Here is a 17,492-nt window from a genome sequence, read left to right as displayed (position 1 = left end):
GAGAGAAAGAGAGGAAAGGGAGAGACAAGGGTGTGGACCACACTCCACCCCCCCCCCCCCCCCCCCCACCCCCCCCCCCCCCCCCCCCCACCCCCCCCCCCGGCCCCTGTGCCGTTCGCCCCGCCGCACACGATGGAGCCGGCGGAGCCGGCCCGGGCGGTCCGGAGCCCGTACGGCCTGAGCCGTCCGGCCGTGGGCGGTGAGGAAACCACCCACGGCCGGACGCCCGGCTAACGCCACTCGGGCGGGATGTTCTTCAACTGCTCCAGAACGTCCCAGTGGTCCGGCTTGCGCTTCGGATCCTCCCACTGAGCTCCGCTCGCGACCCAGTACCCGCGTACCTCGCGCACTTGCGGAAGGTTGTCATCGCCGATACCGGACTCCATGCCGCAGCATTCGCAGATGACGTACTGCGGCGCACCGAATTCGTCCCACAGGGTTTCCCCGTCGTCCAACCCGCACACTCGGCAGGCGGTTTCCGGGGGACGGCGCGGCGCGCTCTCGGAATCCACTACTTGATCTCCGTCCCTCGTCCCGGCTCGTTCAGCCAGTCTTCCAGTGTCGTCCTGTAGCCTCCCTTGTTCGTCACCGGGTCGTAGGGAGAGGGCTTGTACATGGTCTGCGGAATCCCGTCCGGAGTGAACGCCGACCAGGTCTTGGAGTTCTTGTCGAAGATGGCGAGCGCACCACCGTTCTGCTGGTAGATCCGGTACCCGTCGACCGCCTTGCCGCCGCGTGCGATCTCTCCGTACCTGTGGGCGAGCTCCACGTATTCTCGCGCGTTGTTGAGCTCGGGGAACTCGGCCCTGTGCTTCTTCCAGTGCGAGTAGGCGTTGCTTACGTTGGTGTAGCCCTTTCTGGGGTTCGCGGTCCAGATATGCGGAACCTTGCCATTGGCCCGCATGGACTTGGCGAAGGCCTCGACGGCCGAGTAGCCGCTCTTGCCCCACTTCGTGCCCACGGCGCCGTATCCGAGGATCGGGACGGCGGCGGCGCAGGAGAGGCTGGAGTTGACGGCGTCGCCCTCAGCTCCGTACCACCCGCAGTTGATGAGGTCGAAGCCCTCACCGAGACCGGGGATCAGGCCCCCCGTGTCGAGGAGGAGGTGGCCGACGGTGGACAGGTCCCACCAGTCGGTTTCCTCCTCGGCAGCCATGTCGGCGAAGGCGTCCTCCAGCTCCTTGAGGCCCTTCAGGTCGGCCCGGTCCTGCTCTTCCAGTTCCTTGCGCCGCTGTTCCTCCTCCGCCCACGCCTTCGTGGCCGCCGCGAACAGCGCCTCGCTCATGGCCTCCGCGGCTGCCGCCGCGTCCTTGCCCGCCGCCTCGGCGGACGCGCGGGCCTCCCCTGCCGCGGCCCACGCGACGGCGGCCGAGCCGGCCGCCGCGTTCGCCGAGGCCTGTGCGTGGGCGGCGGAGTTGTCCGCGTCGCGGGCGGCACGATGGGCGTCCGCCTCGGCCGCGCGGGCGGTCTTCGCCGACGCGGCGGCGTCGGCGGCCGACTTCGCGGCGGCGTCGGCCGACGCGTCCGCCTGTTCGGCGTAGCCGGCGGCCAGCTTGGCCGAGTCCTCGGCCTGCTGCGCGTACTTCTGCGCCAGGTCGGCGGCGTCGTTCGCGGTGGCCGCGGCACGGCCGGCCTCCGCGGCGTACCGCTGGGCCGTGGCGGCCACGGCGGAGGCGTCGGCGATGAGCCCCTGGACGCGGGCCACGTGGGTCGCCGTCAGCAGGTCCTGGCGTTTGGCCTTGTACTGCCCCGTCTCGATGAACGCGTGCAGGACCTGCGGCGGCCCTTCCCGCGCGATGCGAGCCGCGGCGGCGACCTCCGGAGTGCCCGACTCCTCCAGCTGGACGGCGCGGACCCGTTCGTCCTGGGTGCGCTGGGTGTAGTAGTCGGTGGTGATGAAGGCGCGCAGACTGTCCGGGGAGCCCTCGTTCAGGGCCGCCTGCCCGGCTGCCCGCACTCCGGGCCCGGCGCCGTTCATGAGCTGGGTGACGGTGACCCGGTAGTCGTTGGCCGCGGCCTGGTGCTGGCCGGTGGCGAGGAAGTCCGCGACCGCCGCCGCGTCCCCGTCGAGCGCCGACTCCGCCGCCGCGCGGACGGTCTCGGACTCGGACTCGGTGGCGAGGCGGTTGACCCGTGCCCGGTTGTCGAGCTCCAGCGCCTTGTCCCGGCCGGTGCGGACGTACTCGATGACGTCCTGGTCGGAGCCGGCCAGGGCCACCTCGGCCGCGGCGACGCTCCAGGGGCCGCGGGTCTGCGCCGTGTTCAGCGCGACCTTGCGGGCCTTCGGCGCGACGGTGGCGACGTCGACGTCGGGCTGGGTCACCTCGGCGGCCAGCCGGTCCGCCTCCTCGTCCAGGGCCTGGGAGGCCTGCGCCTGCTGGGCCTGTGCCGCCTGGCGTTCGTCGTCGAGTGCCTTGAGCGAGCGGGCCTGCTCGATCGCTCCCGCCGTGCGGGTGGTCAGCCCCTCCTGCTCGATCTCGCGGGCGAGGGTGAAGGTCGCCTGCGCCTTGGTGACTGCCGCCGTCGCCGCGTCGGCGGCTTCCTTGGCGGCGTTGGCGTGCTTCGTGGACTCCGCCGCGGCGGTCGCGGCGTCGCCCGCGTGGTCGGCCGCCTCGTCGGCGGCGACGGCGGCGTTCTCGGCGTGCTTGGCGGCGGAGTTGGCGGCGTCACGCGCTTCGTGCGCGGCCTTGGCCGCCTTGCCGGCCAGCGCCTCGGCCCGGTTCGCGGCGGCGGTGGCCTGCGCGGCGTGGCGGTGGGCCTCGGCCGCCGCGGCCCTGGCCCGGGCGGCCTGCGCCTCGGAAACGCCCGCCTGGCCGCTCGCCTCAGCCGCAGCGCTGGCCGCGGCGTCCGCGTTCAGCCCCGCGTAGGCCGCGGACTTGGCGGCGTTGGCCGCCTCGAACGCGGCGGTACCGGCGTGGTCGGCGGCGGTCGCGGCCTTCTGCGCCCCCTTGGCGGCGTCCCGCGCGTCCTCGGCCGCCGCGCGGGCGGCGGACGCCTTGCCCGCATCGGTCGCCGCGGCGGCGGCCGCGTTCCGGGCGTTGGAGGCGGCCCGGGCAGCCGCCGCGGCGGCGGACGCGGCCTGCGAGGCGGCGTTGGCGGCCACACGGGCCGAGGTGGTGGCCGCGTTGGCGGCGTCGATGGCCTGCTGCGCGGCACGTGCGGCGCCCCGGGCGGCGTCGGCTGCCCGGCCCGCGGCACTCGACGCCTTCTGGGCGTCTGCCTTGGCCGCCTCGGTCTCCTCGGCTGCCTTCTGCGCCGACTCCTTGGCGAGCTGTGTCGCCTCGACCGCGCGTGCCGACGCCTCCTTGGCCTTCTCCGTCTCGGCCTTGGCCTGCCGGCCGGCCTCGGTGGCCCACTCGGCGAGCTGTGCGACGGTCGCCTGCTCCTGATCGCGGGCCCGCGCGATGTGCTGCCCGACCTCGAGGAACTCCCGGACGTCGTTGATGTCCCCGTTGAGGGCGACCCGGGCGGCCTCGCGGGTCGCGTCCCCGCCGGTGCTCATGATCTGGACGGTCTGCACCCGGGCGTCGCTGTCCGCGGCGACGTACTGCCCCTCGTTGAGGAACGCGCGTACGTCCTCGATGGTGCCGTTGAGCGCCTTCTGACCCGCCTCCTTGACCCCGCGTCCGGAGGCCGCCGAGATGACCTGCACGGCCTGGACCCTCTGGTCCTGCTCCAGCGGGGCCCGCCAGCCGTCCTTGAGGAAGGCCCGCAGGTCCTCGGGCGAGCCGGCGAGCGCCGTCTGCGCGGCCGCGCGCACCTCCCGCCCGCCCAGCGACAGGATCTGGACGGCCGACACCCGGTCGTCGCTGAGCTGTGCGATCTCCTTCTCTTCCGCGAGGAACTTCTGCACGTCGGCGTCGGTGCCGAGCAGCGCCGCCTCGGCCGCGGCCTTGACGGCCGGCCCTCCGGACTGCCACAGCTCGAGCACCCGGCCCCGGTCGGTGGCGGGTATGTACTCGGACACCTCCTCCTCGCCCGGCACCTCGTCGACGGCGGCCGCCGGGACAGTGCCCAGCATGCCCAGCGTCAGGGCGATCAGGAGGGTGAGGCACAGCGACCGCAGGGAAGCCAGCCGCCATCGCGACTCGCCGCCGTATCCGTCCGTATGCGCGTGTGCCCGAAGAACTGCGCGTTTGGTGAGTCTTCGACTCAAGAGCGTCTTACCTCTCACTGTCCGACAACTTGTTGGTCGGGGGCCGTATTTCGGCGCGCCGAGCCTACTTGTGAACTGGATGTGTGCCACAGGTAGGTGTGTTGTGACGGCGTGATAGCTTGCGCAGTCGGTGCGCCGTGAGGGGGGTGACGCAGTGGCTCGTTCACGGTCGGGGAGGCCAGGGGGAATCACCGCTGCCCCGGTTCGCACCGGCCGATGCCTTCGCCCCCCGGTGCGCCGAGCATGCGTGTCCGCCGCACCAGGCAGCGCGACGGACGGTCATGCTCATCAGGTATCACATCGCCCTGGAAGGGAACTCTGATGAAAACCCGCCTTCGTAAGCCGCTTGTTGCCGGGCTGCTCGCCGTCTGCACCGTCGCGGGCGCGTCGTCGATCGCTTATGCCGTCACGGGGTCCGACGGCTCGTCGGCCGGGACCGCGGCGGTGGCGGACGCGATGCCGTACGCGGTCGAGGACTTCCAGCATCCCGGTGCCGACCGCATCCTCCAGGAGAAGGGCATCACCGTCCACCGGGGGGACGGGCACGTCTTCTTCGCGGAGTGCGACGGTTCGCCGGAGCAGATACAGGTCTGGACGCGTAAGAGCACCGAGGGCATGTACTGCTTCCAGACCACTTCCACCTCGGGCTTCCTCAGCGTCGAGGTGCCCGAGGTCTACGCCCTGCAGACCGGGGAGACGGCCGTGCACGCCGAGTTGAGCGCGGCGGGCAAGTCCCAGGAGATCGACCTGGACAAGAACGACTTCCAGGGCGTCGGCGAAGGCGTCGGCGGCGCCGCCACCGTCCTGCTGGAACTCCGCGTCACCGGCTGACCCGCCCCGCGCCCACACACCGGCCTGCCCCGGGAGTCCTTCTCCCGGGGCAGGCCGGTCTGTGCTGGGCGGGAGTTCCGAGCAAGAGCCGTGAAAATCCTTTCCGTTACTTTCAAGGCTCTTGCTGCAAGCCTTGCGTCGGCGTTACCGTCTCGCCGGGGTCGGACCCGATCGAGCCGTAGTCGCAAGGAGTTCACGCCTGTGATACCGAGATGGCCGGTGCCTGTCGCGCGCCGCACCGCACGAGCGAGACGGGTCGCGGCCGTCACCGTGACCGCGCTCGCCGCAGCACTCCTCCCGCCCCTCGCCGCGCGGGCCGACGCCCCGCCCGCGCCCCCGTCCGACGCGAAGCTCGCCAAGGCCGACGCGCGCCACGACCTCACCCGCGAGCAGTTCTACTTCGTCCTGCCGGACCGTTTCGCCAACGGCGACACCCGCAACGACAAGGGCGGCCTGACCGGCACCCGGCTCACCACCGGCTACGACCCCACCGACAAGGGCTTCTACCAGGGCGGCGACCTCAAGGGCCTGACCGACAGGCTCGACTACATCAAGGGCCTGGGCACCACCTCCATCTGGATGGCGCCCATCTTCAAGAACCAGCCCGTGCAGGGGACGGGCGAGAACGCCTCCGCCGGCTACCACGGCTACTGGATCACCGACTTCACCCAGGTCGACCCGCACTTCGGCACCAACCAGGACCTCAAGAACCTCATCTCCAAGGCGCACGCCAAGGGCATGAAGGTCTTCTTCGACGTCATCACCAACCACACCGCCGACGTCGTCGACTACGAGGAGAAGTCCTACGACTACCTGTCCAAGGGCGCCTTCCCGTACCTGACCCGGGACGGCGAGCCCTTCGACGACGCCGACTACGCCGACGGCGACCGCGGGTTCCCCCGCGTGGACGAGGGCTCCTTCCCGCGCACACCGGTCGTCCCCGCCGCGAAGCAGGACCTCAAGGTCCCGAAGTGGCTCAACGACCCGGAGATGTACCACAACCGCGGCGACTCCACCTGGGCCGGCGAGTCCGCCACCTACGGCGACTTCTCCGGCCTCGACGACCTGTGGACCGAACGGCCCGAGGTCGTCAGCGGCATGGAGAAGATCTACCAGCGGTGGGTGAAGGACTTCGCCATCGACGGCTTCCGCATCGACACCGTGAAGCACGTCAACATGGAGTTCTGGACCCAGTGGGCCACCGCGCTGGACGCCTACGCGGCGAAGAAGGGCCGGGACGACTTCTTCATGTTCGGCGAGGTCTACTCCGCCGACACCGCCGTCACCTCCCCGTACGTCACCCAGGGCCGCCTGGACTCCACCCTGGACTTCCCCTTCCAGGACGCCGCCCGCGCCTACGCCTCCCAGGGCGGCAGCGCCAGGAAGCTGGCGGCCGTCTTCGGTGACGACTGGAAGTACACGACCGACAAGGCCAACGCCTACGAGCAGGTCACCTTCCTCGGCAACCACGACATGGGCCGCTTCGGCACCTTCCTCAAGCAGGACGACCCGAAGGCCACCGACGCCCAGCTGCTGAAGAAGGCGCGGCTCGCCAACGAGCTGATGTTCCTCAACCGGGGCAACCCCGTCGTCTACTACGGCGACGAGCAGGGCTTCACCGGCGCCGGCGGCGACAAGGACGCCCGCCAGACCATGTTCGCCTCCCGCACCGCCGACTACCTGGACGACGACCAGCTCGGCACCGACCGCACCCACGCCGACGACGCGTACGACACGCGAGCGCCGCTCTACCGGCAGATCAGCGCCCTCGCGAAGCTCCGCAAGGCCCACCCCGCCCTCGCCGACGGAGTGCAGACCGAGCGCTACGCGGCCGACGGCGCCGGCGTCTACGCCGTCTCCCGCACCGACGCCGAGAGCGGCACCGAGTACCTCGTCGCCTTCAACAACGCGGGCGAGGCGAAGAGCGCGACCTTCGCGACCGGCTCGCCCGGCATGACCTTCCACGGCCTGTACGGCACCGACGACGACGTGAAGTCGGGCGCCGACAGCAAGGTCACGGTCACCGTCCCGGCCGGGTCGGCCGTCGTCCTCAAGGCCGCCGGCCCGCTCGCCGAGCCCGCGACCGGGCCGACGGTCACCCTCACCGCCCCCGCCCCCGGCGCCACCGGCACCGTCGAGGTGACGGCGGACGTCGACGGCGGACAGCTGGGCCGCGTCGTCTTCGCCGCCCAGACCGGCGACGGCAAGTGGCGCACCCTCGGCTCCGCCGACCACGCCCCGTACAAGGTCACCCACACCATCGGCGAGGACACCCCGGCCGGCACCGCCCTGCGCTACAAGGCGGTCGTCGTCGACTCGGCGGGCCGCACCGCGAGCGCCACGGCCGCCTCGACGACCGGCACCCCGCCCGTCGAGCAGCCGCCCACCGCCGCCTCCCGCGACCACGCGATCGTCCACTACAAGCGGGAGGACGGGAACTACGACGACTGGGGCCTGTACGCCTGGGGCGACCTCGCCGACGGCGAGGCGACCACCTGGCCCGACAGCCACCCCTTCACCGGCCGCGACGCCTACGGCGCCTTCGCCCACGTCAGGCTCAAGCCCGGCGCGAGCAACGTCAGCTTCCTCGTCGTCGACAAGGACGGCACCAAGGACGTCACCGCCGACCGCACGATCGACGTCACGCGGACGGGCGAGGTGTGGATCGAGCAGGGCAAGGAGCAGGTGCTCACCGAGCGCCCCGAGTATCCCGCCCAGGACAGGACGAAGGCCGTCCTGCACTACCACCGCGCCGACGGGAACTACGAAGGCTGGGGCCTGCACGTCTGGGGCGACGCCGCGCACCCCACCGACTGGTCCGAGCCGCTGGCACCGGTGAGGACCGACCCCTACGGCGCGGTCTTCGAGGTACCGCTCACCGAGGGCGCCACCAGTCTCAGCTACATCGTCCACAAGGGCGACGAGAAGGACCTGCCCACCGACCAGGCCCTCGACCTCAAGGCCGACGGCCACGAGGTGTGGCTGCTGAGCGGCGAGGAGAAGTACCTGCTCCCGCAGCCGGCCGGCTCGGCGGCGGCCGTCGACCTCACCACCTCCGAGGCGGTCTGGATCGACCGGAACACCGTCGCCTGGAACGGCTCCGAGGGCGCCGCCTCCACCCAGCTGCTCGCCTCCCGTACCGGCTCGGTCAAGGCCGAGAACGGCACCCTGACCGGCGGCGACGACGCCACCTGGCTCCGCCTCACCAGGACCACCCTCACCGACGCCCAGAAGGCGAAGTTCCCGCACCTCGCGGACTACGCAGCCTGGTCCGTCGACCCGCGTGACCGCGACCGGGTGCGCGAGGCGCTGCGCGGCCAGGTCGTCGCCTCCCAGCGCGCCGCCACCGGCGCCCTCCTCGCGGCGACGGGCGTACAGACCGCCGGCGTCCTGGACGACCTCTACGCCGCCGACGCGACCCGGGCCGACCTCGGACCGACCTTCCGGCACGGCCGGCCCACGCTGTCCGTGTGGGCGCCGACCGCGCAGAGCGTGTCCCTGGAGATCGGTGACCGCACGGTCCGGATGCGGCGCGACGACGACACCGGCGTCTGGTCCGCCACCGGCCCCAAGTCCTGGAAGGGCAAGGCCTACCGCTACGCCGTGAAGGTGTGGGCGCCCGACGCCGGCGAGGTCGTCACCAACAAGGTCACCGACCCGTACTCGCTCGCCCTGACCACCGACTCCGAGCGCAGCCTCGTCGTCGACCTGGACGACCGCTCCCTCGCCCCGCGCGGCTGGGACCGCTACCGGAAGCCCGAGGCGGTACCGCTGAGGGACGCCCAGATCCAGGAGCTGCACATCCGCGACTTCTCCGTCGCGGACCGGACGGCGGACCCTGACCACCGGGGCACCTACCTCGCCTTCACCGACGAGAAGAGCGACGGCTCCCGGCACCTGCGCGAGCTGGCCGAGGCGGGCACCTCGTACGTCCACCTCCTGCCCGCCTTCGACATCGCCACCATCCCCGAGAAGAAATCCGACCAGGCCACCGTCGACTGCGACCTCGCCGCGCTCCCGGCCGACTCCGGCCGGCAGCAGGAGTGCGTGGCGAAGGCCGCCGCCAAGGACGCCTACAACTGGGGCTACGACCCGTACCACTACACGGTGCCCGAGGGCTCCTACGCCACCGACCCGGACGGCACCGCCCGCACGGTCGAGTTCCGCGAGATGGTGAAGGCGCTGAACGAGGACGGCCTGCGGGTCGTCATGGACGTCGTCTACAACCACACGGCGGCGAGCGGCCAGGCGAAGACCAGCGTCCTCGACCGGATCGTGCCCGGCTACTACCAGCGGCTCCTCGCCGACGGCTCGGTGGCGAACAGCACCTGCTGCGCCAACACCGCCACCGAGAACGCCATGATGGGCAAGCTGGTCGTCGACTCGGTCGTCACCTGGGCCAAGGAGTACAAGGTCGACGGCTTCCGCTTCGACCTCATGGGCCACCACCCGAAGGAGAACATCCTCGCGGTCCGCGAGGCGCTGGACGAGCTGACCCTGAAGAAGGACGGCGTCGACGGCAAGAAGATCATCCTGTACGGCGAGGGCTGGAACTTCGGCGAGGTCGCCGACGACGCCCGCTTCACGCAGGCCACCCAGAAGAACATGGCCGGCACCGGCATCGCGACCTTCTCCGACCGCGCCCGCGACGCCGTGCGCGGCGGCGGCCCCTTCGACGCCGACCCCGGCGTCCAGGGCTTCGCGTCGGGCCTGTACACCGACCCCAACCCCGCCGCGGACAACGGCACCCCGGCCGAGCAGAAGGCCCGCCTGCTGCACTACCAGGACCTGATCAAGGTCGGCCTGACCGGCAACCTCGCCGGCTACACCTTCACGGACACCGACGGCAAGGAGGTCAAGGGCTCCGAGGTCGACTACAACGGCGCCCCCGCCGGATACGCCGAGGCCCCGGGCGACGCCCTCGCCTACGCCGACGCGCACGACAACGAGACCCTCTTCGACACGCTGGCCTTCAAGCTGCCGAAGGACACGTCCGCCGACGACCGGGCCCGCATGCAGGTCCTCGCCATGGCGACGGCCGCCCTCTCGCAGGGCCCGGCGCTCTCCCAGGCCGGCACCGACCTGCTGCGCTCCAAGTCGCTGGACCGCAACTCCTACGACAGCGGGGACTGGTTCAACGCCATCCACTGGAACTGCGCCGACGGCAACGGCTTCGGCCGCGGACTGCCCCCGGCCGCCGACAACCAGGACAAGTGGCCGTACGCGGGGCCCCTGCTGAGCACGGTGAAGGTCGGCTGCCCGCAGATCACGGGCGCCTCGGCGGCGTACCGGGACCTGCTGGAGATCCGTACGAGCGAGAGGGACTTCTCCCTCGGCACGGCGGGGCAGGTGCAGTCCCGGCTCTCCTTCCCGCTCTCCGGCAAGGACGAGACACCCGGCGTGATCACGATGCGCCTCGGTGACCTCGTGGTCGTCTTCAACGCCACCCCCGAGCGGCAGGAGCAGCGCGTCGAGGCGGCGGCCGGTACCGGCTACCGGCTGCATCCCGTGCAGGCCGAGGGCGCCGACTCCGTCGTGAAGCAGTCCTCGTACGCGGCGAAGACCGGCACGTTCACCGTGCCCGGCCGTACGGTCGCCGTGTTCCAGCGGGCCGGCTGACGGCGGGAGCGCTGCGGTTAGGGTGAGCCCTGCTGTTTCCTGAAACGGGAGGGCTCATGCCGCAGATCACCGTCGACTACTCCGCCGAGCTCGCGGACGACTTCGACCGGCCCGCCTTCGCGCGGGCCCTGCACACCGCCGTCGTCGAGATCGCGGCCGCCAAGCCGCCGGCCTGCAAGACGCAGTTCCGCCGCGGTGAGGACACCACGGTCGGCCCCGACACCGAGGGGCACGCCGTCGTGCACGTCACCCTCGGGCTGCTCGCCGGCCGCACCGACGAGACCAAGGTGCGCCTCACCGAGGCCGTACTGGAGCTGCTGCGCCAGTACGTCAAGCCGGGCGACGGCCTCGCCCTGCACGCCTCCGCCGAGATACGCGACCTGGACTCGTCGTACCGGAAGTTCGAGAGCTGACCCAAGAGAGCGGTGAGCCGGCCGGCCAGGTCGCTGAACGGGCCGTCGGCCGGCTCGCCGTCGAAGACGCGGCGCGGCAGGGCGCCGATCTCCTCGTCGTGGGCCGCGCTCACCGCCGCCGGCGCGGCGAAGTCCCGCACGAGCTGGACCTCCGGCTCGGGCGCGCGGGACGCGACGCCCGTCCAGCCGGATCAGGGCCGTCGACCGATCGCGTCCGGCCCCCGAACGGGCCGGACCGGGCGCCGGTGTTCTACCGCAGCCCGCCGATCGTCCGCCCGTCCTCCACGGTGCCCGTCAGCTCGGCCCGCGCGCCCTGCTCGGTCTTCACCGTCAGCAGGTTCCCGTCGGCGGCGCCGCTGATGCCGCCCGTCGCCGCCACCGACTCCGTGCCGCGGTCACCGGCGGCGAGCAGGTACCAGTGCCCGCCCTCCGACTTCCACAGCACCCCGGCCAGCACATGCGGGTCGCGCTCACCGCACGCCGGTACGTCCTGCGCCTTCGCCGCCACCGCGCCCTGCTTCCCGCCCGGCGTCCGGAACTGGGCCAGCACCCGCGCACCCCTGCCGCGCCAGGTCTCGGCCCGGGTGCACACCCATTCCCCCGAACCTCCCCCACCCTCCGGGCGGAGGGACCCCGGTCCCGCTCCGCTCGCGTCGGGCAGCGGCTGCGTCGCGAACTCCCAGGCGTTCACCGAGCGCACGCCCTGGCCGCGCACCGCGCCCAGCGAGCAGGCGTACGGCGCCCAGGTACCCAGCGCCTCCGCGCCGGAGGCGTCCTCCACCGAGCCGGGGCGCCCGGTGGTGAGGCGGGCCGGGACCAGCTCGCCGAGGTCGGTCACCACACGGGTGTCCGAGCCGTCGGTCAGCTCCAGGACGTTCCAGGACGTGCACGCCTCCGGCTGCTGCTGCCCGGGGCCGGCCACCGGCGGGGTCACGCCCCCGGTCAGCGGCAGGTCCCGCGCACCGGAGTCCGGGTCGGCGAGGTCCCGCCCGGCCGCCTTCGTCACCCAGGGGGCCGTCAGGTAGCGGACGTTGCCGTCGGCCCGGCCGAGGACCACCGCGTTCGCCTGGGCCCGGTCGGCCCCGTCGGTGCGCGCGAAGTCCAGGGCGGCACCGTCCGTGCCGTCCTTCGGCTCGGCGTACCTGGTGACGCGCAGACCGTCGTGCAGGATCACCACGCGCGCGTTGTCGACGTTCCCTGCGTACAGCAGCTGGGGCGGGCCGGCGGGGCCGCCGGTCGGGGTGCCCGGCGTCGCCGACACCCCCACGCCCGCGCCGGGCCGGGCCCAGACGGCGAGGGCGCGGCGCAGCAGTTCCTCGTCGCCGGTGAGGTCACCGCGGGCCGGCCACACCGAGAAGTCGGTGCGCGCGGAGGTCTTCCACGCGGCGGGGGCGGCCTTCGTGAGCCTGCCGGGGTCGAGGGCGGCCTGGGCCGCCGGGTTCCGGGCGTAGGGCGGGGCGGCGGCACCGTCCGGCCCCCAACCGTCATCGGGCAGGCCCAGCAGCGCCCCGCACACCACCAGGGCCGCCCCGGCGACCAGCGCGGCCTTGGTGTGCTGCCGGCGACGCATCAGGTCGGTCGGCCGGGCCTGGAGCGAGCAGGGGTCGAACTCGGCGGAGCCGAGCAGCGCGTACGGGCCGGGCACCTCGGCGGCCTCCCGCAGCGCGGCGTCCGTGTCGGAGACCCCGGCGGCCCCGAGCAGCTCCCGCACGTCGCCGTCGGGGAGCTTCTCCAGCCCCCGCAGCACGTACGCCGCCCGGCCCGGCGCGGTGAGGGCCGACAGACGCTGGTCCAGGGCGAGTTCGTCGGCACCGCCGGAGCGCGGGAAGAGCTTGAGCCCCCTCACCTGGGGCAGCAGCGGCGGCAGCTGGGACCGCTTGGGCCACGCGCGCCGCCGGAGCGGGAGGCCCGCCTCCAGTGCCGTACGGACGACCCGGAGGCGGACCAGGGCGTAGCCGGGGTCGACGCCGGGGCCCGCCGACTGGGCCGGGATCACGGGTGTCGTCGTCCGGTTGCGGGGCAGCGCGCGCTGGGTGAGGGCGTGCGCGGTCAGGACGCGGCGGCTGCGCCCGAGGCCGGGCGGAAGCACCAGGTAGGCGATCCGGACCAGACGCGGATAGTGCTCGACGAGCGCGGCCTCGGCCTGCTCGACGTCGACGACCGGGTGGGCGGGGGAGGCGGAGGACGGTGCGGGGCGCGGGGCGACATCCTGTGGCTGCACGTTCAGCAGAACGAGCGAACGGGGGGATGGTCACCGGGGGACCGGAAGCCCGGAGGGTGGATGTCGGTCCTGGTCCACGGCCGCCACTTTCGCACGGGCGTGCCCGGTAGGGCGCCCGGATCGCTGAATACTTCGCGCCCCGCGGCCGTACCGATGGCGGGAGCCCTCGCCGGGGCTCCGCGCGGCATGTCGCCACAGCGGACCGGAGGAACACATGAGGCTGACCCGACCGATGCTCGCGCTGGCCGGAGCGGCGGCGGTACTGGCGCTGACGGGCTGCGGACCCGACGGGGACGCCGGGGCGGCCGTGCCCGAGACGGCGACCGGCAGCCTGGAGCACCTGGCCGCCGAGGCGCGGTGCGCCCCGGACATGCAGACCGACGAGGACACCATCCGCCAGGCCTTGTGCGAGAAGGGCGACGAGAAGTACGTCCTCGCCACCTTCGCCACCGACCGGGGGCAGCGCGAGTGGCTCGACACGGCCAAGGACTACGGCGGTCACTACCTCGTCGGCCGCAAGTGGGTAGCCGTCGGCCACGAGGACGTCGTGGCGGACCTGCGCGGACGGCTCGGCGGGACCCTGGAGGAGGGCACGCGGCACGGCGGCGGCCACGCGCCGGGGCACGGCGGGCACGGCGGCTGACCCGTACGGGGACGAGAAGGGGGCCGGTGGCGAGTGCCGCCACCGGCCCCCCCCTCGGCCGGGCCTCGGGAGGACTACTCGCAGTCCTCACCGCTGTTGATGCAGTCGACCACCTCGTTCATCAGGTCCTCGTCCATGACGTTGATGAAGTCGTTGTGATCGGTGATCGGCTTGTGCAGCTGCTCCGGGAAGCTGTCCACGGCGTACGGGTTGCGCACCTCGCCGTTCTCGACGGCCGGGGCGGGGATGTCGTACACCAGGCGGACCTGGAGCTGCGGGATGGCCCGGAAGCCGTTCGCACAGCTGCCGTCCTCCTGGACGAACGCCACGTGGTCCCGGTGGTTGGCGCTGTCTATGTTCTGGCCGTCCCAGCAGCTCTGGAAGTTGGCCGTGCGCACCACCTGGCTGCCCTCGGGGCAGATCGGGTACTTGTCGGTGACCTGCCGGTCCTCGAAGCCGGTGCAGCTCCACGAACTGTTGGCGTTCGCGTCGCCGTTGGTGAAGGACTTGGCGTCCCCGGTGATGACGCGCAGGAACTTCGGCATCGCCACCACGTCGCTCTGCTGGTTGCCGACGAACCTCAGCTCGGTCTGGGCCGGTTGCAGGATCCTGCCGACGTTGCCGTCGGCGCCGCCGCCCAGGTCGTTCGCGTCGAACTCCTCGGTACCGTCCTGGAGGCGCAGCACCGGCCAGTAGTAGGTGGACCTGTCGCCCTGGTTCCGGCACGACGTGTCGGCGTTCGCCAGGTCCTCGTCGCTGGAGAAGGCGTCGTTGTCCTGGTTGCCCACGTAGTCGTGCACGTGGTGCGCGCCGTTGTCGACGCCCGGGGCGGCGATCAGGTTGTCGCTGTTGAACAGGTCGTTCTCGTTGACACCGCAGTCCGTGGTGAAGCTGCCCGTGGACCCGCCGTCGCCGTCGGCGGCCAGGCCGTTGCGGCTGTTGCGGGAGCCCGGCTCGACGTCGTCGATGTCGATGAAGTCGTCGGCCACCGGGCCCGCGACGCCGTTGCCGTTGTCGTCCTGGTTCTGCCCGTCGCCGTCCTGGTCCTGCCCGTCGCCGTCCTGGCCGTCGCCGTCCTGCGGCTGCTCCGCGGGCCGGCCCTGGCACTGGGCCAGTTCGTCCAGGTTGTCGTCGGCCTTGCCGCCGGCCCGGTTGATCTGCAGCTGGATCCGGTCGATGACCGCCTTCCGGCGGTCCTCGAGCGGGCCGAGAACGGCGTTCTGGACGTACCGCGAGTCACCGGCCTGGGCGCGGCGCGTGGTGGCGAGGCGCTTGTAGGCCTCGGTGATCTGGCTGTCCATCGTGGCGAGTTCGCCGTCGACCTCCCCGCGCGCCCGGTCCGGCACGTCACGGATCCGCTGGCCGACGTCGGGGCAGTCGATCGTCGCGACCCGCACGGCGGCGGACCTCGTCCGGTGGTGTGCCGGGCTCTCCTCGTGCGCCGAGGCGTGGAAGTTCGCCCAGACCAGCCCGCCTCCGCCGACCGCCAGGGCCGCCGCCCCGGCGACGACCTTGGCGGCCAGCGGCGTACGGCGTTTTCTCGTGTTGCGTCCCATGGAACTCCTCTTTGACTTCCTTGCGGGGCATCGAGGGCGCCCGACAGGAGTGAAGCGGCTCCCTTCCATACGGGGGCCGTCCCACGGGTGTTCAGCCGTCTCGGGAATTGCCGGGGCCGGTGAGGAGGGTGAGGTCAGCGGCCGCGGTCCAGATACGCCAGGACCGCCAGCACACGGCGGTTGTCGTCGTCCGAGACCTGGAGGCTCAGCTTGGCGAAGATGTTCGCCGTGTGTTTCGCGATCGCCCGCTCGGTGACGACGAGCCGGCCGGCGATCGCCGCGTTGGTCCTTCCCTGCGCCATCAGCTCCAGCACCTCCAGCTCCCGGGGGGTGAGCCGCTCCAGCGGCCGGTCCTCCGCCGCACGCCGGCTGAGGAGCTGCTGGATGACCTGCGGGTCCATCGCCGTACCGCCCGCCGCCACCCGCCGTACGGCGTCCACGAACTGCTCCGCGTCGAACACCCGGTCCTTGAGCAGGTACCCCACCCCGCCGTTGCCGTCGGCGAGCAACTCCCGCGCGTACAGCTGCTCCACGTGCTGGGACAGGACCAGCACCGGCAGCCCCGGCCGCTCGCGGCGGGCCTGAAGCGCGCACTGCAGGCCCTCGTCGGTGAGCGTGGGCGGCAGGCGTACGTCGACGACGGCGACGTCCGGCTTCAGGTCGGCCAGCGCCCGGGACAGCTCGGGGCCCGTCTCGACGGCGGCGGCGATCTCGAAGTCGTGGGCCTCAAGGAGCCGGACCAGCCCGTCGCGCAGCAGGAACAGGTCTTCGGCTAGGACAACGCGCAAGGGATCTCCATGGTGACCATGGTGGGGCCGCCCGCGGGCGAACTGACGGCCAGGACGCCGTCGAATGTACCGAGTCGCCGCTCCACCCCGGCCAGGCCCGACCCCGCCCCGATCACCGCGCCGCCCTTGCCGTTGTCGGTGACGGCGATGCGCAGCTGCCCCGCGGAGTGGTGGATGTCGATCCAGATCCGGTCGGCGCCGGAGTGCTTCACGGCGTTGGTGAGGATCTCGCTGACCGCGAAGTACCCGGCCGACTCCACGGGGGCCTCCGCGCGGCCGGGCAGGTCCACGTCGGCCTCGACGGCGACGGGCAGCCGCAGCGCCAGGGCCCGTACGGCGTCCCCGAGGCCGCGTTCGGCGAGCACCGGCGGGTGGATGCCGCGCACCAGCTCGCGCAGTTCGGTCAGCGCGTCGGCGGAGGACCGGCGGGCCTGCGCGAGGAGCTCCCGGGCCTTCGCCGGGTCCTTCTCCAGCAGCGCCTCGATGGTCCCCAGGTCCATGCCCATGGCGACCAGCCGGGCCTGCGCCCCGTCGTGCAGGTCCCGCTCGATGCGGCGCAGTTCGGCGGCGGAGGTGTCGACGGCGTCCCGGCGGGTCTCGGTCAGGACGCGCACCCGCTCGGCGAGTTCCTCCTGGCCGGAGCCGAGGACCGCGCCGGTGAGCCGGAAGTGGGCGCGCAGCAGGAGCGGGGTGAGCCAGTACGCGGCGACGAGGAGAACGGCGCCCAGTGCGGCGGCGTAGAGCGCCGTGGTCTGGTCGGTGACGGGGACGAAGCCGTACCAGTAGGTGTCGGACCAGACCCGCCACAGCCCGGCCGCGATCGCGAAGCCTTCCAGCGGGTACAGCGTCAGCGCGAGGGGCAGCAGCGCGGTGACGAAACCGGCCGTCATGTCGACCGGCAGCCACAGGAAGTCCCGCCAGGTCGCTGGGTCACCGAGCATTCCGAAGGTGCGTCCCCAGGGATTGGTGTTCGCGGGCAGCGGCCGGTACGTCCGCTGGATCCGCACCCCGCCCCACTCGGCGGCGAGCAGCCGCCGCCAGTCCGCGAACATCCGCACGCCCGTCAGCACCCACGGTGTGGTGACGAGGCCGATCCCGATCGGGACGAGTGCGATGGACACGAGGGTCAGGCAGAAGCACAGCACCGCGCCGGGCAGGGATATCAGCGCCAGCGCCAGTCCCCGCACGGCAGACAGTGCCATGGTCCGCGTCCGTGTCCGCCCGTTGCCGCTCTGCGTCTCGATGTCCATGCCGTCAGTCTCGCC

10 protein-coding genes and 1 pseudogene are annotated in these 17,492 nt (G+C 72.5%); 4 read left to right on the top strand and 7 right to left on the bottom strand.

Going from position 1 to position 17,492, the window contains the following annotated elements:
- Positions 1–230: 230 nt before the first annotated feature.
- Positions 231–512, bottom strand: a complete 282-nt coding sequence (locus ACZ7G3_RS28340) for a hypothetical protein (RefSeq protein ID WP_470928802.1) — start codon at positions 510–512, stop codon at positions 231–233.
- Positions 512–4,156: a hypothetical protein gene (locus ACZ7G3_RS28335; protein ID WP_470928800.1), complete on the bottom strand. Its 3,645-nt coding sequence runs from the start codon at positions 4,154–4,156 to the stop codon at positions 512–514. Before ACZ7G3_RS28335 ends, ACZ7G3_RS28340 begins: the two co-directional genes overlap by 1 nt.
- Before the next feature lie 321 nt (positions 4,157–4,477).
- Between ACZ7G3_RS28335 and ACZ7G3_RS28330 the strand changes: the two genes are divergently transcribed.
- The 3 genes from ACZ7G3_RS28330 (at position 4,478) to ACZ7G3_RS28320 (ending at position 11,019) form a co-directional block, all read left to right on the top strand.
- Positions 4,478–4,987: a hypothetical protein gene (locus tag ACZ7G3_RS28330; RefSeq protein WP_470928760.1), complete on the top strand. Its 510-nt coding sequence runs from the start codon at positions 4,478–4,480 to the stop codon at positions 4,985–4,987.
- Between the two features lie 201 nt (positions 4,988–5,188).
- The gene (pulA, locus tag ACZ7G3_RS28325) at positions 5,189–10,606 is read left to right on the top strand and encodes a pullulanase-type alpha-1,6-glucosidase (RefSeq protein WP_470928798.1); all 5,418 of its coding nucleotides are present in this window, start codon (positions 5,189–5,191) and stop codon (positions 10,604–10,606) included.
- A 56-nt stretch (positions 10,607–10,662) separates the two neighbouring features.
- On the top strand, positions 10,663–11,019 hold the full coding sequence (locus ACZ7G3_RS28320; RefSeq protein ID WP_470928796.1) for a 5-carboxymethyl-2-hydroxymuconate Delta-isomerase: 357 nt from the start codon (positions 10,663–10,665) through the stop codon (positions 11,017–11,019).
- A 5-nt stretch (positions 11,020–11,024) separates the two neighbouring features.
- Here the strand turns inward: ACZ7G3_RS28320 and ACZ7G3_RS28315 are convergent.
- Together ACZ7G3_RS28315 and ACZ7G3_RS28310 are read right to left on the bottom strand one after the other, a co-directional pair.
- Positions 11,025–11,226 (bottom strand): annotated as a pseudogene (locus ACZ7G3_RS28315) (TetR family transcriptional regulator); the annotation flags it as partial.
- Between the two features lie 43 nt (positions 11,227–11,269).
- Entirely contained in the window at positions 11,270–13,240 is a 1,971-nt protein-coding gene (locus ACZ7G3_RS28310; RefSeq protein ID WP_470928794.1) for a hypothetical protein, read from the bottom strand.
- A 214-nt stretch (positions 13,241–13,454) separates the two neighbouring features.
- Here ACZ7G3_RS28310 and ACZ7G3_RS28305 point away from each other — a divergent pair, with 214 nt between their 5' ends.
- Positions 13,455–13,883 (top strand): hypothetical protein, encoded by a 429-nt coding sequence (locus ACZ7G3_RS28305; protein WP_426603172.1) that lies wholly within the window; start codon positions 13,455–13,457, stop codon positions 13,881–13,883.
- Positions 13,884–13,957: 74 nt separating this feature from the next.
- Here ACZ7G3_RS28305 and ACZ7G3_RS28300 read toward each other — a convergent pair whose 3' ends face one another.
- The 3 genes from ACZ7G3_RS28300 to ACZ7G3_RS28290 form a co-directional block, all read right to left on the bottom strand.
- Positions 13,958–15,439 carry a DUF1996 domain-containing protein gene (locus ACZ7G3_RS28300; RefSeq protein WP_470928791.1) on the bottom strand — a complete coding sequence of 494 codons (1,482 nt, stop codon included), beginning with the start codon at positions 15,437–15,439 and terminating at the stop codon, positions 13,958–13,960.
- 134 nt (positions 15,440–15,573) lie between these two features.
- On the bottom strand, positions 15,574–16,227 hold the full coding sequence (locus ACZ7G3_RS28295) for a LuxR C-terminal-related transcriptional regulator (RefSeq protein ID WP_470928789.1): 654 nt from the start codon (positions 16,225–16,227) through the stop codon (positions 15,574–15,576).
- Positions 16,212–17,477 carry a sensor histidine kinase gene (locus ACZ7G3_RS28290; RefSeq protein ID WP_470928787.1) on the bottom strand — a complete coding sequence of 422 codons (1,266 nt, stop codon included), beginning with the start codon at positions 17,475–17,477 and terminating at the stop codon, positions 16,212–16,214. The genes ACZ7G3_RS28295 and ACZ7G3_RS28290 overlap by 16 nt, the downstream gene beginning before the upstream one ends.
- Positions 17,478–17,492: the final 15 nt, after the last annotated feature.

This window comes from Streptomyces sp. NPDC037271, assembly GCF_055603605.1.
This window is presented reverse-complemented; position numbering and strand designations above follow the sequence as displayed.